Below are 22,278 nucleotides of genomic sequence, written 5' to 3'. Positions count from 1 at the left end.
CCGCGAGGGGGCGCAGGGGCGGCGAGCGATCGGCGGGTGGTCTCGGGGAGGGAGAGCGCCTCCCCGGCCGGGACGTCGACGGCGCCGCCGATCCGGCCGGTGGTGGCATCCGGGGGCGCGCGTCTCCCCGGCCCACGGCACTCCTGTGGGCCGGCCTCGCGCGCCCCCGGCGCTCCGTCCAGGACGGTGGCTCCCCTCTAGACCACCGTCCTGCTGGTCCGCCGTCCGCGCGGCTCCGGCGAGCGGCTGCCGGGGGCGCGGGGGCGGCGGGACGCGGCCGGTGCCGGGGTTCAGGCGGGCCGCGGGTCGGAACGGGGCCCCGGCCGGTCGCGGCGGGGCCCTGGGCGGGGTCAGGACCAGGCGATGTCCCGGCGACCGGAACGGGCCGGGGTGGACTGGGCGTTCGCCATGCTGTTCTCCCTACTGTGCCGGGCCGGTACTGCCCCGGTGGATGGTTCGCGGTGTGACGGAGCAAGCCTGGAGGGACCCGGCAACCGGCCGATAACATCGGCCTAACGTGCACCGACGGAGCGTCGGACGGGGGGCACGCGGACGGGGAGCAGCACGGTGCGCTTCGGTTTGCTCGGCACTCTGACGGTCCACGACGGAGTGGCCGACCGTCCGATCCGCGGCCCCAAGGCCCGTACCCTGCTGGCCGTCCTGCTGCTGAACGCCGACCGGCCCGTCTCGCTCGACCGCCTGGTCGACGCCCTCTGGGGCGACCGGGCTCCTGCCACCGCCGAGGCCTCGCTGCGCAACCTGGTCTCCCGGCTGCGCCGGGCGCTCGGCGACGAGGACGGGCAGCGGCTGCGGGCCACCCCGTACGGGTACCAGCTGTCGCTGGCGGAGGACGAGCTGGACACCCGGGAGTTCGAGGCGGCGGTCCGGCGGGCCCGGGCCGCCCACGAAGCCGGTGACCCGTCCGCCGTGTCGGCCGAGACCGCCGTCGCGCTCGACCTCTGGCGCGGCGAACCGCTGGCCGACCTCCCGGAGGCGGCCGGGGGCGGCGCGGCGGCCGAACAGTGGCGGGAGAGCCGGTTGCAGGCCCTGGAGTGGCGCTTCGACGCCGAGCTGCGCCAAGGCCGCCCGCACGCGCTGCTGCCCGAACTCACCCGCCTGGTCCGCGAACACCCGCTGCGCGAGGTCTTCCACGCCCAGCTGATGCTGGCCCTGCACCTGACCGGCTCCCGGGCCCGGGCGCTGGAGGTGCACCAGCACCTGCGCACCGCCCTGGTCGAGGAGTTGGGCGTCGAGCCCGGCCCCGCCGTCCGGGCCGCGCACCGGCGGATCCTCGCCGAACCGGCGGCCGAACCGCCTGTCGGGACACCCACCGCAGCACTCACCGCAACGCCCACCGAACCGTCCGCCGCCACGCCCGCCGCTCAGGCCGCCGCTCAGGCTGCCAAGACACCAGCCGAGCCGACCGCCGAAGGGGCCGGCGGAGGGGCCGCCGAGGGAGCGGTCAAAACGTCGGCCGACCTTCCGAAGCCGTCCCAACTCCCGCCCGTCTCGCCCTACTTCGTCGGCCGACAGGACCAGCTGGCCACCCTCCGGGACGCGCTGCTCACCGAGTCGGACCGGGCCGCGGTCGTGGTGGTCAGCGGCCTGGCCGGGGTCGGCAAGTCCGCCCTCGCGGTGCGCTGCGCCGCCGACCTGCAGGACGAGTTCCCGGACGGCCAGCTGTTCCTGAACCTACGCGGCGCCACCCCCGGCCTGGTCCCGCTCACCGTCCGCGCCGCGCTCACCTCGCTGCTGCCCGCCCTCGGCACCGCCCCCGCCGGCATCCCCGAGGACACCGACAGCGCCGCCGCCCTGCTGCGCACCGCCCTGGCCGGCACCCGCACCCTGCTGGTCCTGGACGACGCCGCCGACCTGGCCCAGGTCCGCCCGCTGCTGCCCACCACCCCCGGCTGCGCCGTCCTGGTCACCAGCCGCACCCCCATGCACACCCTCGACCACGCCCTGCACCTGCGGCTGGACGTCCTCTCCGAGCGCGACAGCATCGCCCTGGTCGAACGCGCCGCCGGCCGCACCACCGCCGACCGGTCCGTGGTCGCCATCGAACGGGCCGACCTGGCCCGCCTGGTCCGGCTCTGCGGCCGGCACCCGCTCGCCCTGCGCATCGCCGGCGCCCGGCTGGCCGCCCGCCGCACCCTCCCCGTGCGGCACCTGGTCGGGCGGCTGGAGGAGCACGAGGACCGGCTCGACGAACTCGAACTCGACGACCTGAGCATCCGCCGCTCGCTCGCCCTGACGTACGACTCGCTGCGCGGCTCCACCCGCCGGCCGGACGTCCGGGCCGCCGCCGCCCTCGCGGCGATCGGGACCCTCGACCTGCCCGACTACTCCGCCCCGCTGCTCGCCGCCGTCCTGCGGATCACCCCCGCCCAGGCCGGCACCGCCCTCGACCGCCTGGTCGAGGTCGCCCTGCTCGACGAGCCCCGTCCCGACCGGTACGCCCCGCACGACCTGGTCCGCGACTACGCCCGTGAACTCGTCCCCGACCCGGCCGAACGCACCGCCCACGCCCGGGCCGCGCTCGACTGGTACTGCTCGCTCTCCGCCCGGATCGCGTTCGCCCTCGACCCCGGCGGCTACTCGCTCAGGAACCTGCCGCCGCTGGACGACGCCGACCGGACGGACGAGGAGACCGCGCTGGCTGCCGGCGACGCCGAATTCGACAACCTGCTGCCCCTGGTCGAACAGCTCGCCACCGCGGACTGGGCCACCGCCGCCGAGGTCTCGCCGCTCGTCCGCTCGCTCAACCCCTACCTCCGGATCCGCCCGCGCGCGGAGTCGTTCCGGATGAACGAGCTCGTCCACCACCTGGCGGTCCGGGACGGCGACCGGGACGCGCAGGCGTACGCGCTCAGCGACATGGCCCACGCGCACTACGCCTCCGGCCGGAACCTCCTGGCGCTCGAACTCATCGACCGCTGCCTCCTGCTGATCGACGACCTGGACTGGCGACGGCGGGTGCTCGGCAACCGCGGCCTCGTGCTGTCCGACCTGGGCCGCACCGAGGAGGCGAAGACCTGCCTGGAGGAGGCCCTGGGTCTCGCCCTCCAGATGGGCGACGTCCGTTCCGAGGCCATCGTGCACAGCGTCCTCGGCAACCTGCTGGAGGCCGAGGACCCGCACCTCGCCATCGACCACCACCGGCGCAGCATCGACGCCGCCCGCCGCTGCGGCTTCGAGTTCGGCGTCACCACCGGTCTGGGCAACATCGGGTTCGCCCACCTCAAACTGGGCGAACCCGCCGAAGCACTGCACCACTTCGAACTGGCCACGGGCCCCTCGCTGCAGATCTCCGCCTGGCGGGTCGGCTCGGAGGTCTGGCGCGGCCGGGTCGAGGCCCTGCGCCGGCTGGGACGGCTGGACGAGGCCCTGGCCCTGGCCCGGCACCTGCTCGGACAGATCATCCCGCTGCAGGACACCTTCGCCGCCGGCACGATCGAGCACACCCAGGGCCTGGTCCTGCGCGACCTCGGCCGCCCCGCCGAGGCCCGCGCCGCCTGGCGCTCCGCCCTGGAACGACTCGGCGCCGCCGACCACCCGGTGGTCGGCGAACTCCACGACCTGCTCGCCACCGGCTGAACCCCCGACCCCGGAACGCGGAAGGCCCCTCCGCCGCGACGACGGAGGGACCTCCGGCCGACGGGCCCGGCGCAGCCCCCTGCCGGGTTCGAACCGACGACCCCGCCTGACAGGGATCGGCGTGCTGCAAGCCGTCGGACATGAGCACCTGTCGTCTGGCCACCCTCCCGAGCCTTTTACCTCGTAGCTGCCGTGACTGCCCGCAAGGGACCACTCGACCTGGCACGGCTACGGCACGCAGCCTCCGCGCCGGCCGGAGCCGGCACGGCTCAGCGCGAGTCCCTGCTCGCGTTCTGGTCGGCAACCGCCGCCGCCAGGGCGAGGAGGGCTTCGACCTGGGCAAGGGCTATGCGCGCCTCGGCAGTGAGCTTGCCCCTCCTCGTGTCCACGTTTTCCAAGATCTGCTGTGCGTTGTTCGCATGGGTGACGTAGTCGGTCACAGGAGCCTCCGTGATCGCTGATCGGCGTGGCTGCGATTCTGTACCGCGGTGAGCGAGGGCGAGAGGCAGTCGAGAAGATCGGTTCCTGAGCATCGATCCGGAACGCGTCTGGCACGCCGGTGGCACGGCCGGACCGACCGCCCGCACAGCTCGAACAACGACCAAGGGCCAGGCTGCCGGGAAAACCCCGGCGACCTGGCCCTCGTCGCGCGTCTTGCGGCCTTGCTCGCTGAGCCCCCTGTCGGGTTCGAACCGACGACCCCCGCTTTACAAGAGCGGTGCTCTGGCCAGCTGAGCTAAGGAGGCGCGGTGGCCGTCCGCGGGATCCACGGCGGCACCAGTGGGCAGTGTACCGGGCGGGGGCGTGGGGATGCGGGTGGTTGGCGGGGGCGGGCGGCGGGGAGCGGTGGGGGCGGGTGTGACCGGATCGATGCCAACTCGGGGGCGGCGGAGGGCTGACAAAAGGATGAACTGCCAGGTAGCGTCACGGGGAGCCGCGTTCCACCGTTGTGGTCCAGACCAATTCCGGGCCCGTCGGGGCGGCGGCGAGAACATCCACCTTTACTCGGATCGTCCGGCACGTTCCTGCCGGTGAAGGAGCGAAGCACCATGGCTTCTGTGACGTACGACAAGGCCACCCGTGTGTACCCGGGTGCCGACAAGCCCTCCGTCGACCAGCTCGACCTGGAGATCGCGGACGGCGAGTTCCTCGTCCTGGTCGGCCCCTCCGGCTGTGGCAAGTCCACCTCGCTGCGCATGCTGGCCGGCCTGGAGGACGTGAACGAGGGCGCCATCCGCATCGGCGACCGCGACGTGACCCACCTGCCGCCGAAGGACCGGGACATCGCGATGGTGTTCCAGAACTACGCGCTGTACCCGCACATGACCGTCGCCGAGAACATGGGCTTCGCCCTGAAGATCGCCGGCGTGAACAAGGCCGAGATCCGCACCAAGGTCGAAGAGGCCGCGAAGATCCTCGACCTGACCCAGTACCTGGACCGCAAGCCGAAGGCGCTCTCCGGCGGTCAGCGCCAGCGCGTCGCGATGGGCCGCGCGATCGTCCGCCAGCCGCAGGTCTTCCTGATGGACGAGCCGCTGTCGAACCTGGACGCCAAGCTCCGCGTGTCCACCCGCACCCAGATCGCCTCGCTGCAGCGCCGCCTGGGCATCACCACGGTCTACGTCACCCACGACCAGACCGAGGCCATGACCATGGGTGACCGCGTCGCGGTCCTCAAGGACGGTCTGCTCCAGCAGGTCGACGCCCCGCGCGCGATGTACGACCGCCCGGGCAACCTGTTCGTGGCCGGCTTCATCGGCTCCCCGGCGATGAACCTCATCGAGGTCCCGCTGGTCGACGGCGGCGTCAAGTTCGGCGGCTCGGTCATCAGCATCGCCCGCGAGGACCTGGCCAAGGCCGGCGACGCGAAGAGCGTCGTGGTCGGCATCCGCCCCGAGCACTTCCAGGTCGTCCCGGCCGGCGGCCTCGAGGGCGTCGCGGTCACCGTCAACGTGGTCGAGGAGCTCGGCGCGGACGGCTTCGTCTACGGCACCACCCAGGTGTCCGGCGAGGACAAGGACATCGTGGTCCGCGTGCACAGCCGCGAGATCCCGCAGCGCGGCGAGACCATCCACGTCGTGCCGGTCGGCAACGAGCCGCACGTCTTCACCACCGAGGCCAACGGCGGCGTGCGCCTGAGCCGCTGACGACGGCACCGGACGAGCGCCGCACCTGACGGCGGCGCCCGTCCCCCGTTCTCCACGGAACCCCCTGCCCACGGCGGTCGGCAGGGGGTTCCGGCGTTGCCGGGGGTTCCTCCGGACACGGATCGTCAACCCGATGGTGGAACAAAACGGGACAGCGCTCACCCGATGGGGTAACGGGGCGCGCCCGAGCCGCCACGCAGCGCTACTCTCCTGTGCGTGAAACAGCTCGTGCGCCGCATCGCCCAGACCGTTGCCCTCACCCTGCCGGTGATCCTGGTGACCACCGGCACGCTCGCCGTCACCCGCGTCCCGTGGGCCCCGCCGACCGGGCTGGACCAGCAGGTGGTCGCGGCCTCCAGCGGCGACGGCACCATCGGCCGCACCTCCACCGTGCCCAGCACCGAGGGCCTGGCCCCGCAGGACGCCCTCCGGGTGGACCTGATGGAGGAGTTGAAGAACCACAACCCGGGCACCGCGCTCGACCTGCTGGAGCGCACCATGCGGGAGAAGCCGTCGCTGACCCCGTACTGCAGCGCGCTGGCCGGCGAACTCGGCCGCGCCGCGGTGAAGAAGTACCAGGGCGACGTGCAGCGCGCCCGCTCCTTCGCCCGCCCGGTCTGCGACGGGTCGTTCGCCGCCGGCGTGGTCGGCTGAGCCCGGAGGGCCGTCGAGCCACCGGGAGAGCCGTCGAGCCGCCCGGAGAGCCGTCGAGCCCGGTGGAGTCGTTGAGCCCCGTGGACCGCTGAGCCCGGCACGGGCCCGGTGCGCGTCCGCGCCCCCGGGACGGGCCCGTCCCCGCCGGGGCGGGCCCGCTAGGGTGGCGCGCATGACAGCAGACACCGGCATCCCCCCGGGCGCCACCGCCCCCGTCGTCACCCAGGCGGTGATCCTGGCCGGCGGGCAGGGCTCCCGGCTGCGGCCGTACACCGACGACCGGCCCAAGCCGCTGGTGGAGATCCCCGGCACCGGGACGCCGATCATCGGGCACCAGCTGGAGTGGCTGGCCGCCGAGGGCGTCACCGACGTGGTGATCTCCTGCGGTCACCTGGCCGAGGTGCTGCAGGAGTGGCTGGAGCAGGCCGACCTGCCGCTCCGCGCCCGGACCGTGGTGGAGGCCGAACCGCTGGGCCGCGGCGGCGGGTTGAAGTACGCGGCAGCCGCCCTGCCGCGCCCCGCCGAGCCCTGGTACGCCACCAACGGCGACATCTGGACCAGGTTCAGCCTCCGCGAGATGGCCGCCTTCCACCACGAGCGGGCCGCCGTGGCCACCCTGGCGCTGGCCCGGCCGCGGATCCCGTGGGGCGCGGTGGAGACCGACCGGTTCGGCAACGTGCTGGACTTCATCGAGGCCCCGCCGTCCCCGTTCCTGATCAACGCGGGCCTGTACGTCTTCGCGCCGGGCTTCCGCGAGCTGCTGCCCGAGGTCGGCGACCACGAGCGCACCACCTTCCCGCAGCTCGCCCGCGACCGCCGCCTGGCCGGCTACCAGCTCCCGCAGGGCTGCTACTGGCGCGCCATCGACACCGCCAAGGACCTCACCGAGGCCGCCAAGGAGCTCGCCGCCTCCCGGCAGTGAGGGAACGGGCGCAGGACGTCCGACAAGGGCCCGGTACGGAGTGCGTCTCCGTACCGGGCCCTTCTGGTCGTTCCCGCGGTCCCGCGCCGGGCCGTCAGACCCCGCCCGCGGGCTGCTGCGGGCTCATGCCGAGCTCCAGCAGCGGCGGCCCGCTGCCCAGCAGCCCGCCGATCACCCCGTGCGAGGGCTGCGCGGTGCGCGGAGTGCCGGCCGGGGCGCCGCCGGAGCCGGTGCCGCCGGCCGAGCCGCCGTTGCCGGTGCTGCCCGTCCCGCCGCCCGAGCCGGCGGTGGGGGTGCCGGCCCGCGGGGTCGACGCGGCGCCGCCCGTCGGGGTGCCGCTCGACTTGGGCTTGGCGCCGCTGCGGCCGGCCGTGGGCGACGGCGAGGGGGCCGACGAGCCCGGGGCCCTGCCCTGGCCCGCGCTGCCGCTGGGCGACGGCGCGGGTGCCGACGGGGACGGCGACGGCGACGGGCTGGTGCTCGGCCAGACCGGGGAGCCGTAGTCGGTGGGCCGCTTGGCCGGCGCCTTGGGGTCGCCGGTGCGGACCGCCGCGCCGAGCAGCGAGCCGGACAGCAGGGTCAGGCCGACCACCACGGCGGTGACCACACCGCGCCGGCGCAGCATCCGCCGTCGGACGGCGCCGGGCTCGGCGGGCCCGTGCCGGCGGAAGGCCTCCAGGGCGATCCGCCCGTCCAGCGAGGCGAACGGGGCGCCGGCGATCAGCAGCGGGCTCCAGGCCGCGAGGAAGATCAGGTCGGGGGTGTCGTAGACCGGCACCGCCTTCCAGCTCACGGTGAACAGCAGCGCCGCGGACAGCGCCATCGCGGTGCCGGCGGCCAGCCGCTGCCACAGGCCCAGGATGGACAGCACGCCGACCACGATCTCCAGGAAGGAGACCGCGAGCCCGGCGCCCACCGGGTGGGACATCGCGAAGTCCAGCAGCGGCTGGGCGACCTTCCACGGGTGCAGCGAGGACAGCCAGCGCATCATCGAGCCGCGCTCGCCGCCGTCGAAGTACACCGGGTCGCACAGCTTGCTGAACCCGGCGTACACCGACAGCGAGCCGAGCAGCACCCGCAGCGGCAGCAGCACCAGGCCGAGGTCGACCCGGCGGCCCGGGTACCAGGCGTGCCTGGAGCCCTCGCTGAGCGACGGCACCTCGGGCAGGTCGCCCTCGGGCTGCCAGCTGCGCCCGGCCCCGATCCGGACCGACTCGTCCAGCACGTCGGGCACGCCGACGTGCGGGGTCTCGCCCGCCGCCGGGCCGGTCGGCCCGTACTGCCGCGGGACGCCCTGCAGCTGCTGGGTGTCGTCGCCGACGAAGCCCTTGGCGGGCGCGGGCACGGTGGTCAGCCGGACGGCTTCCAGCAGCTGGGTCGCGGCGGTGTCGCCGGGCCCGGCCTGGCCGCTCCAGGCGGTGACCACCCGGGCCTTGCGGCGCGGCGCCGCGCCGGCGACCGAGGCGGCGGTGATCCCCGCCAGCGCGGGCACCGACGAGGCGGGCACCACGACCTGCGGGGTGACGCCGCCGCGCAGTCCGTACGGGTCACCGAAGGCGGCACCGGCCGGGGCGTCGATCATCGGGGCCACCGGGGCGGAGAGCCTGACCCGGAAACTGGCCTGGGTGCTGCTGAGCCTCGACGGGTCGGACGGCACCCGGACCGTGTTGAGGACCGGTCCGTCGTCTATCCCCGCGGGGCGCTGCCCGAGGCGCAGAGGTGTTCTGGTGTCCACACCCCTCTAACCGGGTGACGGGCCCGGAGGACACTCTCCCGGGTGGATTCCGGGAGAGGATTTGAAGTGATCATGAGAAAACCGACCGGGCCCGACCGGACCCGACCGGTTCCCCCACCAAAACGACGGGACGGACCCCGTCAGCGCTTGGCGCGCAGCCGGGCGGCCTCGTACAGCACGATGCCCGCCGCGACGCCGGCGTTCAGCGACTCGGTCAGGCCCGGCATCGGGATCCGCACCAGCAGGTCGCAGGTCTCCGAGACCAGTCGGGACAGGCCCTTGCCCTCGGAGCCGGCCACGATCACCACCGGCCCGTTCAGCGCGTCCAGGTCGCCGATCTCGGCCTCGCCGTCGGCGGCCAGGCCGACCACCATCAGGCCGGCCTTCTGGTACGCCTCCAGCGCGCGGGTCAGGTTGGTGGCGCGCGCCACGGGCAGGCGCGCCGCCGCGCCGGAGGAGGTCTTCCAGGCGCCCGCGGTCATGCCGGCCGCCCGGCGCTCCGGGATCACCACGCCGTGCGCGCCGAACGCGGCGGCGGAGCGGACCACGGCGCCCAGGTTGCGGGAGTCGGTGACGCCGTCCAGCGCGACGATCAGCGCGTCCTGCCCGGAGTCGGCCGCGCCCTCCAGCAGGTCGTCGGGGTGGGCGTACTCGTACGGCGGGACCTGCAGCACCAGGCCCTGGTGGTTCAGGCCGCCGGTCATCTGGTCCAGCTGGGCGCGCGGCGCCTCCATCAGCGGGACGCCGCGCTCGTTGGCGGCCTGGAAGGCGTCCCGGACCCGGTCGTCGGTGTCCAGGAACTGCTGCACGTACAGCGCGGTCGCCGGGACGCCGCCCTGCAGCGCCTCGACCACCGAGTTGCGGCCCACGACCAGCTCGGCCGCGCCCGCGCCGCCGCGCCCGCTGCGCGAGCCCGCGCCGGAGCGGCGCATGCCCGCGCGGGACTTCGCGTCGCGCTCGCGCTTGAGCGCCGCGTTGGCGGCGCGCTGCTTGGGGTGACCCTTGCGGGCCTCGCCGGGCGGGGTCGGGCCCTTGCCCTGGAGCGCCTTCCGGCTGTGGCCGCCGGTACCGACACTCGCGCCCTTCTTCGATCCGGCGTTGCGTCGGTTCCTGCGCTGGCTGTTGCCGGCCATGGCTGTACTTCCTGTCTCTGCGTCTGCTTCGTGCGTCGGGGCCGCACCCCTACAAAGGTACGGCCCCTGCGCGCCCCGGAGGGCTACTGGTTGTTACTGGCTGATCGTCCAGCGCGGGCCGGACGGGGTGTCCTCGATCGCCAGCCCGGCGGCGCCGAGCTGGTCGCGGATGGCGTCCGCGGTCGCGAAGTCCTTGCGGGTGCGGGCCGCCTGGCGCTGCTCCAGGACCAGCCGGACCAGCGCGTCGACCACGCCGGTGAGCTCCTCGCCCTGGCCGGAGCCGTCGGCCCACTGCTCGTCCAGCGGGTCCAGGCCGAGCACGCCGAGCATCGCCCGGACCTCGGCCAGCCGGGCCGCGGTCGACTCCTTGTCGTCCGCGCCGAGCGCGCTGTTGCCCTGCCGGACGGCGGTGTGCACCACGGCGAGCGCCTGCGGGACGCCCAGGTCGTCGTCCATCGCCTCGGCGAAGGACAGCGGCACCTCGGGCGCCGGGTCGACCCGGCCGCAGCGCTCCACGGCCCGCTCGATGAAGCCCTCGATCCGGGCGAACCCGGTCTCGGCCTCGCGCAGCGACTCCTCGCTGTACTCGATCATCGAGCGGTAGTGCGGTCCGGCCAGGTAGTAGCGCAGCACGATCGGCCGCCAGCGCCGGACCATCTCGGAGACCAGCACCGAGTTGCCCAGCGACTTCGACATCTTCTCGCCGGCCAGCGTCACCCAGGCGTTGTGCACCCAGAAGTTGGCGAAGTCGTCGCCGTACGCCCTGGACTGGGCGATCTCGTTCTCGTGGTGCGGGAAGATCAGGTCGAGCCCGCCGCCGTGGATGTCGAAGGCCCGGCCGAGGTACTTGTGCGCCATCGCCGAGCACTCCAGGTGCCAGCCCGGACGGCCGCGGCCCCAGGGCGTCTCCCAGCTCGGCTCGCCGGGCTTGGCGGCCTTCCACATCGCGAAGTCGCGCGGGTCGCGCTTGCCGGTCTCGTTGTCGCCGGAGGGCTGCCGCAGGTTCTCCAGCTCCTGGTTGGACAGCTCCAGGTAGTCCGGGAAGGTGGTGACCGCGAAGTACACGTTGCCGTCGGCGGCGTACGCGTGGCCGCGCTCGATCAGCCCGCGCATCATCTCGACCATCTCCGGCACGTGCCCGGTGGCGCGCGGCTCGGCGCTCGGCGGCAGGCAGCCGAGGACGGTGTAACCCTCGTTGAAGGCGCGCTCGTTGGCGTACGCGATCTTCCACCAGTCGGTGGACTGCTCACGCCCCTTGGCGATCACCTTGTCGTCGATGTCGGTGACGTTGCGGACGAACGTGACGTCGTAGCCGCGGTAGCGGAACCACCGCTGCATCACGTCGAAGTTCAGGCCGGACCGGATGTGCCCGATGTGCGGCGGTGCCTGGACCGTGGCGCCACACAGGTAGATCGAGACACAGCCCGGCACCAGCGGGACGAAGTCGCGTACCTGGCGGGTCATGGTGTCGTACAGGCGAAGGCTCACAGCGACCAGGGTAGTGGGCGGCGGGGGGTGCCCCGCCACCTTCCCGCCCCTTTGGCGTGCCCTCGTTCAGAGGTTGTTCCCCACGACCTTGCGCGGGCTCAGCCGAACCACCACCCGCACCGCGTCCGGCCCGTCGAAGCGGTAGTCCTCACCTCGGTACTTGCGCGACAGCTCGTCGATCAGCTCCCGGCCGCCTTCGGTGGTCATCGTCACCTCGCCGCGCGCCTCGAAGTAGGTGTACGGGTCGTCCGCCGGATTGACCAGCAGGCTGATCCGCCCGTCGCGCACCAGGTTGAGGTGCTTGCGGCGGCCCTGGACGGTGGAGAACAGGATGTCGTCCCCGTCCCGCCGCACCCAGACCACGGACGACTGCGGGCTCCCGTCGGGCTGCACCGTGGACACCACGGCGTAGCTCTTCGCGTCCAGCAACTCCTTGACCTTGTCGCTGAGTTCGACGCCCATTTCTCCTCCAGTGCCCGATTTCCGAGGTGCGGTCGGACATCAGGCTAGGCGCCGGGCCGTTCGTAGACCAGCGCCGTGGCGATCGCGGCGAGTCCCTCCGCCCGACCGGTCAGGCCGAGGCCGTCGGTGGTGGTACCGGAGACCGAGACCGGGGCGCCGACCGCCGCCGACAACGCGGCCTGCGCCTCGGCGCGGCGCCTGCCCACCTTCGGGCGGACGCCGATCACCTGGACCGACACGTTGCCGATCTCGAAGCCGGCCTCCCGGACCAGCCGGGCCGCCTCGGCCAGCAGCGCCACCCCGGCCGCGCCCGCCCACTCGGGGCGGGAGGTGCCGAAGTGCGCGCCCAGGTCGCCGATGCCGGCGGCGGAGAACAGCGCGTCGCAGGCGGCGTGCGCGGCGACGTCGGCGTCCGAGTGCCCGGCCAGGCCGGTCTCGCCGGGCCAGTCCAGGCCGGCCACCCGCAGCGGGCGGCCCTCCTCGAAGGCGTGCACGTCGGTGCCGATGCCGACCCGGGGGACGACCGGTCGGTCAGTAGCCATCGGTGGCCCTCCGGCGGGCGAGTACGGCCTCGGCGAGCACGAGGTCCAGCGGACGGGTCACCTTGAACGCCTCCTCGTGGCCGGGCACCACGACCACCCGGCCGCCGAAGCGCTCGACCAGCCCGGCGTCGTCGGTCACCTCGACGCCCTCGGCCAGCGCCCTGTCGTGCGCGGCGACCAGCCCGGGCAGGTCGAAGCCCTGCGGGGTCTGCACCGCGCGCAGGGTCGAGCGGTCGGGCGTGTCCAGCACCGGCTCCGGCCCGGACGGCTGCGGCTCGACCCGCTTGACGGTGTCCGCCAGCGGCACCGCGGGCACCACCGCCCCGGCCCCGGCGCGGACGGCGGCGGCCACCGCGTCCACCACCTCGACCGGCACCAGCGGGCGGGCCGCGTCGTGCACGAGCACCACCCGGGTGCCGTCGGGGACCGCGGCCAGGCCCAGGCGCACCGACTCCTGCCGGCTCGCGCCGCCGGGCACCACCCGGACGTCCTTGCCGTCCAGGCCGTGGCTGTCCAGCAGCGAGACCACCTCGGCCACCCCGTCCGGCGGGGCGCACACCACCACCAGGCCGACCGCCCGGCTGCGGGCCAGGGCCCGGACGGCGTGCACCAGCAGCGGCACGCCGCCGAGTTCGCGCAGCGCCTTCGGGGCGCCGGGGCCGAGTCGCTCGCCGCGCCCGGCGGCCGGGACGACCGCCGCCGCGAGCTGTACTGAGGCGTTCAGGTTTGGCTCCTCGGTAGTGATGGGTATGGCCCGTCCCGAGCGCGGATGACGCGAGCGGGCAGGCCCCCTTCCTGACTGCACGTTAGTGGAACCGCGCCCGCCGTTCCGCCATGCCACCGACCCCTTCCGGGCATGGCGAAGCGCCCGAGGTGCCGTTCGGGCACCACCGGGCGCTGCGTCACAGCTGGATCGACCTCACACCGGCGTCGACCGGGCTTCCGTACCCACGGCTCAGGAGGCGAGGACCTCGTCGAGCAGCGTCTCGGCCTTGTCCTCGTTGGTGTTCTCGGCGAGCGCCAGCTCGCTCACCAGGATCTGGCGCGCCTTGGCCAGCATCCGCTTCTCGCCCGCGGACAGACCGCGCTCGCGCTCGCGGCGCCACAGGTCGCGGACGACCTCGGCGACCTTGATCACATCGCCGGAGGCGAGCTTCTCGAGGTTCGCCTTGTACCGGCGAGACCAGTTGGTGGGTTCTTCGGTGTACGGTGCCCGGAGCACCTCGAAGACGCGGTCCAGGCCTTCCTGGCCCACCACGTCGCGGACGCCGACGAACTCGGCGTTCTCCGCGGGAACGCGAAGCGTCAGATCTCCCTGCTGCACCTTCAGCACCAGGTAGGTCTTGTCCACACCTTTGATCTGGCGAGTTTCGATGGCCTCGATCAGCGCAGCCCCGTGATGGGGGTAGACCACCGTGTCGCCAACCTTGAACGTCATGTGACAGGACCCCTTCCGTGGCTTTCCAGAATAACACGCTTTTCGGCTGACTCGAAGGGCGTTTTCGCAGGTCAGGGCCGGTCCCAGGGCTTGACAACCACCCCCGTCGCATGCTGCGACCGGTGTTCGATGCGGGCTTCCCGCAGGTCGGAGGCGGTCTGACCGCGCGACGAAACCTCTGGTCACACGCCCGAAACCATGATTGGATCTTGAGTTTTTGCCCACGACGCGCCGGACGCCCCGGATCGTGATCGGACCGCGACACGGGGCCACCCCGTGAGAGCCGGATATGTGTGGTCGGTAGTCTGACCCTCGACCACCGACCGTGATCCGTTTTCCGCCGGATCGTCCCCCGTATCAAGGAGAAGTCGCCGCCGTGAGCCGGAGCCTTCGACGCGGCGCTGCCGCCGCCATCGTCCTCGCCGCGATCGTTCCGCTGGCCGCCTGCGCCGCGGGCAACGACGCGAGCACGCTGGAGATCAAGCCGGACAACGCGGCCACCTCGATCGGCGAGAAGGTCAGGCTCAACAACATCGTGGTGGTCACCCCGGCCGGCACCGCGGGCGAGCACCAGGGCCCGGCGACCGTCACGGTCAACATCGCCAACACCGGCACCACCGACGAGGTGCTGACCTCGGTCAGGATCGGCGACGTCGCCGCCAAGCTGACCGGCGAGGACGGCGCCGCCGTCACCGGCATCCCGATCAGGGCCGGCCAGTCGGTGCTGCTCGGCGGCGCGGACGGCCCGAGCGCCCAGGTGCCCTCCTCGGACCTGTCGGTCGGCGGCTACGCCGCGACCACCTTCGGCTTCCAGCAGGCCGGCGAGGTCTCGGCCGACGCCAACGTGCAGCCGGCCACCGGCCACTACGCGGGCTTCGGCCCGAAGGCCGCCGCCAGCCCGTCCGCGTCGGCGTCGGCCTCCGCGTCGGCGTCGGCCGGCGCGTCCGCGTCCTCCTCGGCGTCGGCCTCGGCCGGTGCCACCGCGAGCGGCTCGGCGTCCGCCCCGGCCAGCCCGTCGGGCTCGGCCTCGGCGCGCTGACGCGTCCCCCGCACCACGGGAAGGGCCCCGCCGAGGCGGGGCCCTTCCTGCTGTGCCGGGCCGGCCTACGGCTCGAACTTGTAGCCCAGGCCGCGGACCGTGACCAGGTAGCGCGGGGCACCCGGGTCCGGCTCGATCTTCGCCCGCAGGCGCTTGACGTGGACGTCCAGGGTCTTGGTGTCGCCGACGTAGTCCGCGCCCCAGACCCGGTCGATCAGCTGCATCCGGGTCAACACCCGGCCCGCGTTGCGCAGCAGCATCTCCAGCAGGTCGAACTCCTTGAGCGGCAGGTCGACCTTGGCGCCGTCCACCGTCACCACGTGCCGGTCGACGTCCATCCGGACCGGGCCGGCCTCCAGCGCGCCGGGGGCGGCCGCGCCGTCGCCGCCACCGTCCTCGCCCCGGCGGCGGAGCACCGCGCGGATCCGGGCGACCAGCTCGCGGGTGGAGTACGGCTTGGTGACGTAGTCGTCGGCCCCTATCTCCAGGCCGACCACCTTGTCGATCTCGCTGTCCTTCGCGGTGACCATGATCACCGGGACGTTGGAGCGGACCCGCAGCTGGCGGCAGACCTCGGTGCCGGGCAGCCCCGGCAGCATCAGGTCGAGCAGGACGAGGTCGGCTCCGTTGCGCTCGAACTGCTCCAGCGCGTCGGGGCCGGTGGCGGCGACCGCCACCTCGAAGCCCTCCTTGCGGAGCATGTACGACAGGGCGTCGCTGAACGACTCCTCGTCCTCGACCACCAGTACACGGGTCACGATCGGGCCTCCGGGGCAGGAAGTGTGGTTGCTGCTTGGTTGTCGGCGCTCCCGACCGGGGCCTGCCCGGCGGGGAGCCGCAGAGTGAAGGTGGAACCCTGTCCCTCGACGCTCCACACCGACACGGTGCCGCGGTGCGAGGCGGCGACGTGCTTGACGATGGACAGGCCGAGGCCGGTGCCACCGGTGAGGCGGGAGCGGGCGGGGTCCACCCGGTAGAAGCGTTCGAAGATCCGCTCGCGGTCCTTCTCCGAGATGCCGATGCCCTGGTCGGTCACCGAGATCTCGATCAGTTCGCCGTCCGCCTCGCCCAGCGCCGCGGCGCTGGAGATCCGGCGGGTGGCGAGGGCGACCCTGGTGCGCGGCGGGCTGTAGTTCACCGCGTTCTCCACCAGGTTGCCGAGTGCGGCGGCCAGCTGGCCGCGGTTGCCGACCAGGTACAGGCCGGTGGTGCCGCCCGCCGCGATGACGATCTGCTTGGCGGCGGCGGTCTGCCGGCAGCGGTCGATCGCCTCGGCGATCAGCTCGTCCACCGCGACCGGCTCCGGGTCGACCTTGAGCTGGTCGTCCTGGACCCGGGACAGGTCGATGATCTCCTGCACCAGACTGGCCAGCCGGGTCGCCTCGACCTGCATCCGGCCGGCGAAGCGCTGCACCGCCTCCGGGTCGTCCGAGGCGTCCGCGACGGCCTCGGAGAGCAGCGAGAGCGCGCCGACCGGGGTCTTCAGCTCGTGCGAGACGTTCGCCACGAAGTCGCGGCGGATCGCCTCGATCCGGCGGCGCTCGGTGCGGTCCTCGACCAGCACCAACACCAGCCGGGAGCCCAGCGGGGCGACCCGGACCGAGACCGCCAGCGGTTCGGCGGTGCGGGCCGAGGCGCCGGGGCGGGTCAGCTCCAGCTCGATCTGCCGGATCTCGCCGTCCCGCCGGGTGGAGCGGGCCAGCGCCAGCATCTGGTCCACCGCCACCTTGCCGCCGCGGACCAGGCCCATCGCGTAGGCGGCGGAGGAGGCCTTGACCACCTCGTCGCCCTCGCCGAGCACGATCGCGCAGGAGCGCAGCACCGAGAGCACGGTGTCCACTCCCGGGGGGAGGGCCGGCTCCTGGTCCAGCTCCGTCGATGCGCCGCCCCTGCCGCCCCTGCCGGTCCTGCCGGTCCTGCCGCCGTTCCGGTCCCGCGCCTGCTCGCGCTCGCTCCAGCGGAAGGCGATGGAGGCGGTGAGACCGACGCCGAGCCCGGCTACGGCGCAGGCAGCGGCGGCGGCCACGTTCACGTCCATGCCTGCCAGCGTAAATGGTGCCCGGGCGCGCTCCGTAAGGGTGCGATCAAGGCATCGGCCTGACGTTGCCGAGAATTCACCTTCAGGATTCCGCCGATTCACCGCAGCGGCCGTGGGAGGTCGCCCGAACGGCTCAGTCTGGGCCGGGCAAGCCCGTGCGGGCGGTGACGCGGCTACCATTCGCGCCACCAGCAGCGGCCGCCCGCACCCTCCGCCCTCCGGCGGACCGGTCCGGGGCGTCCGGTCGGCACCGCCACCGACACCGGTACTGGAGGAGAAGAGCGCATGCGCGACGCGTACCACGAGGAACTCGACTCGATCAGCGACAGCCTGGTCGAGATGGCCCGTCTGGTCGGCTCCGCGATGGGACGGGCCACCACCGCCCTGCTGGACGCGGACCTGGCACTGGCGGAGAGCGTGATCGCCGCCGACGAGAAGATCAACGGCCTGCACCACGACCTGGAGAACCGCGCCATCGACCTGCTGGCCCGCCAGCAGCCGGTCGCCACCGACCTGCGGATCGTGGTCACCTCGCTGCGGATGAGCGCCGACCTGGAGCGCTGCGGCGACCTGGCCCGGCACGTCGCCAAGGTCGCGCGGCTGCGCTACCCGGAGACCGCCGTCCCCCTCGACCTGCACCCGATCGTGCTGGAGATGGGGCAGCTCGCCCAGCGCCTGGTCGCCAAGGCGGGCCTGGTGATCGCCACCAAGGACGTCGACAAGGCGCTGGAGCTGGAGGCCGACGACGACGCCATCGACGCCCTGCACCGCGAGCTGTTCTCGCACCTGCTGGACGACCGCTGGCACCACGGCATCGAGACCGCGGTGGACGTCACCCTGGTCGGCCGCTACTACGAGCGCTTCGCCGACCACGCGGTCTCGGTCGCCAAGCGGGTGGTGTACCTGGTCACCGGCGAGCACGTGGCCGACTTCGTGGCCACCGCCGAGTCCGCCGAGTAACCGCCCCGCCCGGGAGGAGGCGAGGGGCGCACGCGGGTGCGACCGGCAGCCTCCGCGCGCCCGTTGACGCACCGTCGGCCGCCGCGTTTCACTCGGAGGGACGGGGTGGCTCCTCCGGGCTGCCCGGCTCCGCCCGGACGAGAGGCAGCGCGATGAAGACGACCGCCGGCACCCCGACCACTCCCCAGCCCGGCCCGGCCGCCCCGGCGGCGGTGCGGCTGCTGCCCGTCCTCGCGGCCGGCTGCAGCTGCAGCCCGGGGTGCGGCTGCGGCTGCCAGTCGGGCGCGCCCTGCCAGTGCGGCGGCGTGACCGGGGGCTGCTGCGGCGGCCACTGACGCCGCCTCCGCCGGGCCGGTCCGGCCCGCACCGACGCCCGCACGACCGGACGGCCGGGCACCCCTCCCGCTGGGGTGCCCGGCCGTCCGGCGCGTGCGGGCCGGCTCCGGGCCGGCCCTCGTGGGTGCCGGCGTCAGGAGAAGTTGACGTCCATGCACTGGTAGAAGGCGTTGCCGGTGTCCGCGACATCCCAGACCGCCAGGATCACCTGGTGGCCGGTCAGCCCGGTCGGCAGGGTGGCGGTGTGGCTGAGCGTGGCCGGGGGCTGCTTGCCGCCCATCGGGACGGTCAGGATCGGGGTCAGGTTCAGGTTCGACCTGGTGATCTTGGTGGTGGCGTCGTAGCCCGGCTTGGTGACGAAGTACCGGAACGAGGTGGTGGCGTGCCGCGCCTCGATGCTCCAGGTCAGCGTCAGCTGCTGCCCGGCGGTCACCTTGGTGGCCGGCCAGGCCCCGGCGCGCGGGTTGTCGAGCGGCGCCCAGCGGGCGTCGCCGCCGGCACACAGCGTGCCGTCGGCCGGGCCGCGGGTCGGGAAGCCCTTGGGGCCCTCGACGCTCTGCGGCTCCCACTGGATGTCGCCGCAGTTCTTGACCACACCGGCACCGCACAGCCCCGCCCGGCTGGGCGGCGTGGTGATGTACCCGTGCGAGCTGGCCGGGAGGGCGGTGGCCAGGACCGCCGCGGCGGCGGCGAAGCCGACCGCCAGGATGTTGCGCTTGCGCATGGTGCTCCTCCGTGGGGGTGGATGGAGTACACGACCGCGGGCACGCGGATGGGCCGCGTGGGGGGCGACCAAGATTGTCATGCCCGCGCCGACAGTGCTCCCACGCTAAGAGCAGGCGCCGCGTGGCGTCAATGGTCTGAACCATTCTTCCCCGTGGACCAAGCTTTACCACCCGTGAGTTGACACCCCGTCCGACCGCCTCCCCCGGAAACGGCACAGCCCCCTGGGCCGGGGCGTCGTTGCGCCGGGCAGGGGGCTGAGAGGTGGGTGAGGGCGAGCGGGTGCTACTTCTTGCCCTGGTTCTTCACGGCCTCGATGGCGGCGGCGGCGGCCTCGGGGTCGAGGTAGCGGCCACCGGCGGCGACCGGCTTGAAGTCGGCGTCGAGCTCGTAGACGAGCGGGATGCCGGTCGGGATGTTGAGGCCGGCGATGGCCTCGTCCGAGATGCCGTCCAGGTGCTTGACCAGGGCGCGCAGGCTGTTGCCGTGCGCGGTGACCAGGACGGTGTTGCCCGCCGCGAGGTCCGGCACGATCGCGTCGTACCAGTACGGGAGCATCCGCTCGACGACGTCCTTGAGGCACTCGGTGTTCGGGCGCAGCTCGGACGGGATCTCGGCGTAGCGGGCGTCGCCGGCCTGGGAGTACTCGGCGTCGTCGGCGAGGGCCGGCGGCGGGGTGTCGTAGGAGCGGCGCCAGAGCTGGAACTGCTCCTCGCCGAACTCGGCGAGGGTCTGGGCCTTGTCCTTGCCCTGGAGGGCGCCGTAGTGGCGCTCGTTCAGGCGCCAGCTGCGGCGGACCGGGATCCAGTGGCGGTCGGCCTTGTCGAGGGCGATCTGCGAGGTGCGGATCGCGCGGCGCAGCAGCGAGGTGTGCAGCACGTCCGGCAGCAGGCCCTCGGCGAGCAGGAGCTCGCCGCCGCGGGCGGCCTCCTTCTCGCCCTTCTCGTTGAGGTCGACGTCGACCCAACCGGTGAACAGGTTCTTCTGGTTCCACTGGCTCTCGCCGTGGCGGAGCAGGATCAAGCGATAGGTCGTGTCAGCCATGGGGCCAAGCCTAGTGGAGGGGTATATCGGATCGCTTGGCCGTCCCCCTCGGATGTAATGTTCGCTCATCGGTTTCGACTCTTACCGTTCCACCCGCCCCGCGGGCGGCCGCCCCACCCTGCCCGCGGCCGGCCCGACCGGGGCCCGTACCGTCCGGGAGCCCCCATGCCCCTGCTCGCCCGTCTGGCCGCCGAAGCCCGCAGAGCGGGTGGCGGGCTGCCCCGCCAGTTCTGGTGGCTGTGGACGTCCACCCTGGTGAACCGCCTCGGCGGCTTCGTGGTGACCTTCCTGGCGATGTACCTGACCCAGCAGCGCGGCTACTCGGCGGCGTACGCGGGCCTGGTGGCCTCGCTGTTCGGGCTCGGCTCGGCGGTGGCGGCGCTCGGCGCGGGGGTGCTGACCGACCGGCTGGGGCGGCGGCCGACGCTGCTGGCGGCGCAGCTGTCCACCGCCCTGTTCACCGCGCTGCTGGGGTTCACCGACGGGCCGGTGGCGATCGCCGCGGTGGCCTTCCTGGTCGGCCTGGCGAGCAACGCGTCCCGTCCGGCGGTGAGCGCGATGATCGCCGACCTGGTGCCGGCCGTCGACCGGGTGCGGGCGTACGCGCTGAACTACTGGGCGATCAACATCGGCTTCGGCGCGTCCGCCGCGGTGGCCGGGCTGATCGCCGTGCACGGCTACCTGACGCTGTTCCTGCTGGACGCGGTGACCACGCTGCTGTGCGCGGTGGTGGTGTTCGTGAAGGTCCCGGAGACCCGGCCGGAGGCCTCTCCGGCGGCCGCGCCGGAGGAGGCGCCTCGGGTCGGGCTGGGCACGGTGTTCCGGGACGGGCCGTTCATGGCGGTGGTCGCGGTGAACCTGCTGCTGGCGCTGGTCGTCCAGCAGGGCTCCACCACGCTGCCGGTGGACATGGGCGCGCACGGGCTCTCGGCCGCCGAGTTCGGCCTGGTGATCAGCCTGAACGGGGTGCTGATCGTGCTGCTGCAGCTCCCGCTGACCCGGCTGATGGAGAACCGCGACCGCACCGCCCTGCTGGTGGCCGGCGCGCTGCTGACCGGCTGGGGCTTCGGCCTGACCGCGCTGGCCGGCTCGTCCGCCGCGCTGTACGCGCTGACGGTGGCGGTCTGGACGATCGGCGAGATCGTCACCGCCCCGACCATGATGGCGCTGGTCGCCGAGCACTCCCCGGCCCGGGCCCGCGGCCGCTACCAGGGCGTCTATTCGCTCTCCTGGTCGCTGGCCTCGTTCGCCGGGCCGCTCGGCGGCGGCCTGCTGCTGCAGTACGCGGGCAGCTGGGCGCTGTGGGGCGGCTGCGCGGCGGCGGGCACGCTGGCCGCGGCCGCCTTCGTGCGGATCGGCCGCCGCCCGGCCCGCCCGTCGGCTCCGGAGGGGGCGGTGGACGTCCGGACGGCGCAGGCGGGGGCCGTGGCGGGCTAGGCCCTCTCTTTCGGATCTTGTCGGATCAGCGCGCGGCGTCGGGCGCCCGGCAAGATCCGAGAGAGAGGGTCTAGGCGTCGGTCAGTCGGCGGTGCCGCCGGCCTCGCTCTGGCGCAGCCGCACCCAGGAGTCGTGGTCGTCCTCCAGGATCGCCTGGTACTCGTCGACCAGGACCGCCAGCCGGGACGCCTCCGGGACCGCGTCGCCGTACTCGGCCTTGAGCAGGCCGAGGCGGCGGCGCAGCGAGGTGAGCCGGTGCACGGTGTCGGAGCGCTGGATCCACAGCGTGCGGTAGCCGAAGAACGCGGCCCAGGCCGCGAGCACGGTCACCAGCGCGCCGGAGACCAGGGCGGCGTCCGCCAGCCGGCCGGCCGCGGGCTCACCGACCTTCAGGCCGAGCAGCACGGTGACCAGGGCGGACAGGCTGACGGTGGCCAGCTGCAGGGTCAGTGCCCGGCGCCGGTCCCAGTCGCGGCGGCGCCGGCGTTCCTTCAGCTCGGCCGCGAGCTCGGTCTCCAGCCAGGCCAACTTCCGTGCCGAGGCGGCGGATCCGGGGGATCCGAGGCGTTCGGTGTCCATGGTT

The 22,278-nt window shown here is 73.7% G+C and carries 21 protein-coding genes and 1 tRNA gene; 8 read left to right on the top strand and 14 right to left on the bottom strand.

Annotated features, from left to right (window positions below; all coding sequences use genetic code 11):
* The first annotated feature begins 567 nt into the window (after positions 1 to 567).
* A complete protein-coding gene (locus tag ACZ3J7_RS24810; RefSeq protein ID WP_465624816.1) occupies positions 568 to 3,597 on the top strand; it encodes an AfsR/SARP family transcriptional regulator in 3,030 nt (1,009 codons plus the stop codon).
* Between the two features lie 269 nt (positions 3,598 to 3,866).
* On the opposite strand, the gene ACZ3J7_RS24805 is transcribed toward ACZ3J7_RS24810, so the two are convergent.
* Both ACZ3J7_RS24805 and ACZ3J7_RS24800 read right to left on the bottom strand, forming a co-directional pair.
* The gene (locus ACZ3J7_RS24805; RefSeq protein ID WP_465624814.1) at positions 3,867 to 4,037 is read right to left on the bottom strand and encodes a hypothetical protein; all 171 of its coding nucleotides are present in this window, start codon (positions 4,035 to 4,037) and stop codon (positions 3,867 to 3,869) included.
* 232 nt (positions 4,038 to 4,269) lie between these two features.
* Positions 4,270 to 4,343: transfer RNA gene (locus ACZ3J7_RS24800), tRNA-Thr, on the bottom strand.
* Between the two features lie 303 nt (positions 4,344 to 4,646).
* On the opposite strand from ACZ3J7_RS24800, the gene ACZ3J7_RS24795 reads away from it, so the two are divergent.
* From ACZ3J7_RS24795 to ACZ3J7_RS24785, 3 genes are all read left to right on the top strand, one after another.
* Complete coding sequence (locus ACZ3J7_RS24795) at positions 4,647 to 5,744, top strand: ABC transporter ATP-binding protein (protein WP_465624812.1); 1,098 nt, start codon at positions 4,647 to 4,649, stop codon at positions 5,742 to 5,744.
* A gap of 216 nt (positions 5,745 to 5,960) precedes the next feature.
* A complete protein-coding gene (locus tag ACZ3J7_RS24790; protein ID WP_465624810.1) occupies positions 5,961 to 6,398 on the top strand; it encodes a hypothetical protein in 438 nt (145 codons plus the stop codon).
* A 172-nt stretch (positions 6,399 to 6,570) separates the two neighbouring features.
* A complete protein-coding gene (locus tag ACZ3J7_RS24785; RefSeq protein ID WP_465624808.1) occupies positions 6,571 to 7,320 on the top strand; it encodes a nucleotidyltransferase family protein in 750 nt (249 codons plus the stop codon).
* Between the two features lie 94 nt (positions 7,321 to 7,414).
* Here ACZ3J7_RS24785 and ACZ3J7_RS24780 read toward each other — a convergent pair whose 3' ends face one another.
* The 7 genes from ACZ3J7_RS24780 to ACZ3J7_RS24750 form a co-directional block, all read right to left on the bottom strand.
* Positions 7,415 to 9,055, bottom strand: coding sequence for a DoxX family protein (locus tag ACZ3J7_RS24780; RefSeq protein WP_465624806.1), 1,641 nt, complete (start codon positions 9,053 to 9,055; stop codon positions 7,415 to 7,417).
* A gap of 140 nt (positions 9,056 to 9,195) precedes the next feature.
* Positions 9,196 to 10,188, bottom strand: a complete 993-nt coding sequence (rlmB, locus tag ACZ3J7_RS24775) for a 23S rRNA (guanosine(2251)-2'-O)-methyltransferase RlmB (RefSeq protein ID WP_465624804.1) — start codon at positions 10,186 to 10,188, stop codon at positions 9,196 to 9,198.
* 93 nt (positions 10,189 to 10,281) lie between these two features.
* Positions 10,282 to 11,676 carry a cysteine--tRNA ligase gene (gene cysS / locus ACZ3J7_RS24770; protein ID WP_465624802.1) on the bottom strand — a complete coding sequence of 465 codons (1,395 nt, stop codon included), beginning with the start codon at positions 11,674 to 11,676 and terminating at the stop codon, positions 10,282 to 10,284.
* 66 nt (positions 11,677 to 11,742) lie between these two features.
* Positions 11,743 to 12,138 (bottom strand): PPOX class F420-dependent oxidoreductase, encoded by a 396-nt coding sequence (locus ACZ3J7_RS24765; protein ID WP_465624800.1) that lies wholly within the window; start codon positions 12,136 to 12,138, stop codon positions 11,743 to 11,745.
* Between the two features lie 44 nt (positions 12,139 to 12,182).
* Positions 12,183 to 12,680 (bottom strand): 2-C-methyl-D-erythritol 2,4-cyclodiphosphate synthase, encoded by a 498-nt coding sequence (gene ispF / locus ACZ3J7_RS24760; RefSeq protein ID WP_465624798.1) that lies wholly within the window; start codon positions 12,678 to 12,680, stop codon positions 12,183 to 12,185.
* A complete protein-coding gene (ispD, locus tag ACZ3J7_RS24755) occupies positions 12,670 to 13,425 on the bottom strand; it encodes a 2-C-methyl-D-erythritol 4-phosphate cytidylyltransferase (RefSeq protein WP_465624947.1) in 756 nt (251 codons plus the stop codon). Before ispD ends, ispF begins: the two co-directional genes overlap by 11 nt.
* Before the next feature lie 210 nt (positions 13,426 to 13,635).
* Positions 13,636 to 14,118 carry a CarD family transcriptional regulator gene (locus tag ACZ3J7_RS24750; RefSeq protein ID WP_014136563.1) on the bottom strand — a complete coding sequence of 161 codons (483 nt, stop codon included), beginning with the start codon at positions 14,116 to 14,118 and terminating at the stop codon, positions 13,636 to 13,638.
* Positions 14,119 to 14,494: 376 nt separating this feature from the next.
* On the opposite strand from ACZ3J7_RS24750, the gene ACZ3J7_RS24745 reads away from it, so the two are divergent.
* Positions 14,495 to 15,157 carry a DUF461 domain-containing protein gene (locus ACZ3J7_RS24745; protein ID WP_465624795.1) on the top strand — a complete coding sequence of 221 codons (663 nt, stop codon included), beginning with the start codon at positions 14,495 to 14,497 and terminating at the stop codon, positions 15,155 to 15,157.
* Positions 15,158 to 15,222: 65 nt separating this feature from the next.
* On the opposite strand, the gene phoP is transcribed toward ACZ3J7_RS24745, so the two are convergent.
* Together phoP and ACZ3J7_RS24735 are read right to left on the bottom strand one after the other, a co-directional pair.
* Positions 15,223 to 15,915 (bottom strand): two-component system response regulator PhoP, encoded by a 693-nt coding sequence (gene phoP / locus ACZ3J7_RS24740; protein ID WP_033250991.1) that lies wholly within the window; start codon positions 15,913 to 15,915, stop codon positions 15,223 to 15,225.
* On the bottom strand, positions 15,912 to 17,195 hold the full coding sequence (locus ACZ3J7_RS24735) for a sensor histidine kinase (protein WP_465624793.1): 1,284 nt from the start codon (positions 17,193 to 17,195) through the stop codon (positions 15,912 to 15,914). Before ACZ3J7_RS24735 ends, phoP begins: the two co-directional genes overlap by 4 nt.
* A 285-nt stretch (positions 17,196 to 17,480) precedes the next feature.
* Here ACZ3J7_RS24735 and phoU point away from each other — a divergent pair, with 285 nt between their 5' ends.
* Together phoU and ACZ3J7_RS24725 are read left to right on the top strand one after the other, a co-directional pair.
* Entirely contained in the window at positions 17,481 to 18,155 is a 675-nt protein-coding gene (gene phoU / locus ACZ3J7_RS24730) for a phosphate signaling complex protein PhoU (protein ID WP_465624791.1), read from the top strand.
* Positions 18,156 to 18,307: 152 nt separating this feature from the next.
* Positions 18,308 to 18,490 (top strand): hypothetical protein, encoded by a 183-nt coding sequence (locus ACZ3J7_RS24725; RefSeq protein ID WP_465624789.1) that lies wholly within the window; start codon positions 18,308 to 18,310, stop codon positions 18,488 to 18,490.
* Positions 18,491 to 18,624: 134 nt separating this feature from the next.
* On the opposite strand, the gene ACZ3J7_RS24720 is transcribed toward ACZ3J7_RS24725, so the two are convergent.
* Both ACZ3J7_RS24720 and ACZ3J7_RS24715 read right to left on the bottom strand, forming a co-directional pair.
* On the bottom strand, positions 18,625 to 19,215 hold the full coding sequence (locus ACZ3J7_RS24720; protein WP_465624787.1) for a lytic polysaccharide monooxygenase auxiliary activity family 9 protein: 591 nt from the start codon (positions 19,213 to 19,215) through the stop codon (positions 18,625 to 18,627).
* 284 nt (positions 19,216 to 19,499) lie between these two features.
* A complete protein-coding gene (locus tag ACZ3J7_RS24715) occupies positions 19,500 to 20,258 on the bottom strand; it encodes a phosphoglyceromutase (protein ID WP_465624785.1) in 759 nt (252 codons plus the stop codon).
* A gap of 165 nt (positions 20,259 to 20,423) precedes the next feature.
* Between ACZ3J7_RS24715 and ACZ3J7_RS24710 the strand changes: the two genes are divergently transcribed.
* Positions 20,424 to 21,695, top strand: coding sequence for an MDR family MFS transporter (locus ACZ3J7_RS24710; protein WP_465624783.1), 1,272 nt, complete (start codon positions 20,424 to 20,426; stop codon positions 21,693 to 21,695).
* Between the two features lie 81 nt (positions 21,696 to 21,776).
* On the opposite strand, the gene ACZ3J7_RS24705 is transcribed toward ACZ3J7_RS24710, so the two are convergent.
* Complete coding sequence (locus tag ACZ3J7_RS24705) at positions 21,777 to 22,274, bottom strand: SLATT domain-containing protein (protein WP_465624781.1); 498 nt, start codon at positions 22,272 to 22,274, stop codon at positions 21,777 to 21,779.
* Between the last annotated feature and the right edge of the window lie 4 nt (positions 22,275 to 22,278).

The sequence above is a fragment of the Kitasatospora sp. NPDC015121 genome (assembly GCF_055562955.1).
This window is presented reverse-complemented; position numbering and strand designations above follow the sequence as displayed.

Excerpts from the sequence above, each read along its gene's own strand:
- ACZ3J7_RS24795 (WP_465624812.1), top strand. The coding sequence starts at position 4,647 with ATGGCTTCTGTGACGTACGACAAGGCCACCCGTGTGTACCCGGGTGCC.
- ACZ3J7_RS24785 (WP_465624808.1), top strand. The coding sequence starts at position 6,571 with ATGACAGCAGACACCGGCATCCCCCCGGGCGCCACCGCCCCCGTCGTC.
- rlmB (WP_465624804.1), bottom strand. The coding sequence starts at position 10,188 with ATGGCCGGCAACAGCCAGCGCAGGAACCGACGCAACGCCGGATCGAAG.
- ACZ3J7_RS24765 (WP_465624800.1), bottom strand. The coding sequence starts at position 12,138 with ATGGGCGTCGAACTCAGCGACAAGGTCAAGGAGTTGCTGGACGCGAAG.
- ispF (WP_465624798.1), bottom strand. The coding sequence starts at position 12,680 with ATGGCTACTGACCGACCGGTCGTCCCCCGGGTCGGCATCGGCACCGAC.
- ACZ3J7_RS24750 (WP_014136563.1), bottom strand. The coding sequence starts at position 14,118 with ATGACGTTCAAGGTTGGCGACACGGTGGTCTACCCCCATCACGGGGCT.
- ACZ3J7_RS24735 (WP_465624793.1), bottom strand. The coding sequence starts at position 17,195 with ATGGACGTGAACGTGGCCGCCGCCGCTGCCTGCGCCGTAGCCGGGCTC.
- phoU (WP_465624791.1), top strand. The coding sequence starts at position 17,481 with ATGCGCGACGCGTACCACGAGGAACTCGACTCGATCAGCGACAGCCTG.
- ACZ3J7_RS24725 (WP_465624789.1), top strand. The coding sequence starts at position 18,308 with ATGAAGACGACCGCCGGCACCCCGACCACTCCCCAGCCCGGCCCGGCC.
- ACZ3J7_RS24720 (WP_465624787.1), bottom strand. The coding sequence starts at position 19,215 with ATGCGCAAGCGCAACATCCTGGCGGTCGGCTTCGCCGCCGCCGCGGCG.
- ACZ3J7_RS24715 (WP_465624785.1), bottom strand. The coding sequence starts at position 20,258 with ATGGCTGACACGACCTATCGCTTGATCCTGCTCCGCCACGGCGAGAGC.
- ACZ3J7_RS24710 (WP_465624783.1), top strand. The coding sequence starts at position 20,424 with ATGCCCCTGCTCGCCCGTCTGGCCGCCGAAGCCCGCAGAGCGGGTGGC.
- ACZ3J7_RS24705 (WP_465624781.1), bottom strand. The coding sequence starts at position 22,274 with ATGGACACCGAACGCCTCGGATCCCCCGGATCCGCCGCCTCGGCACGG.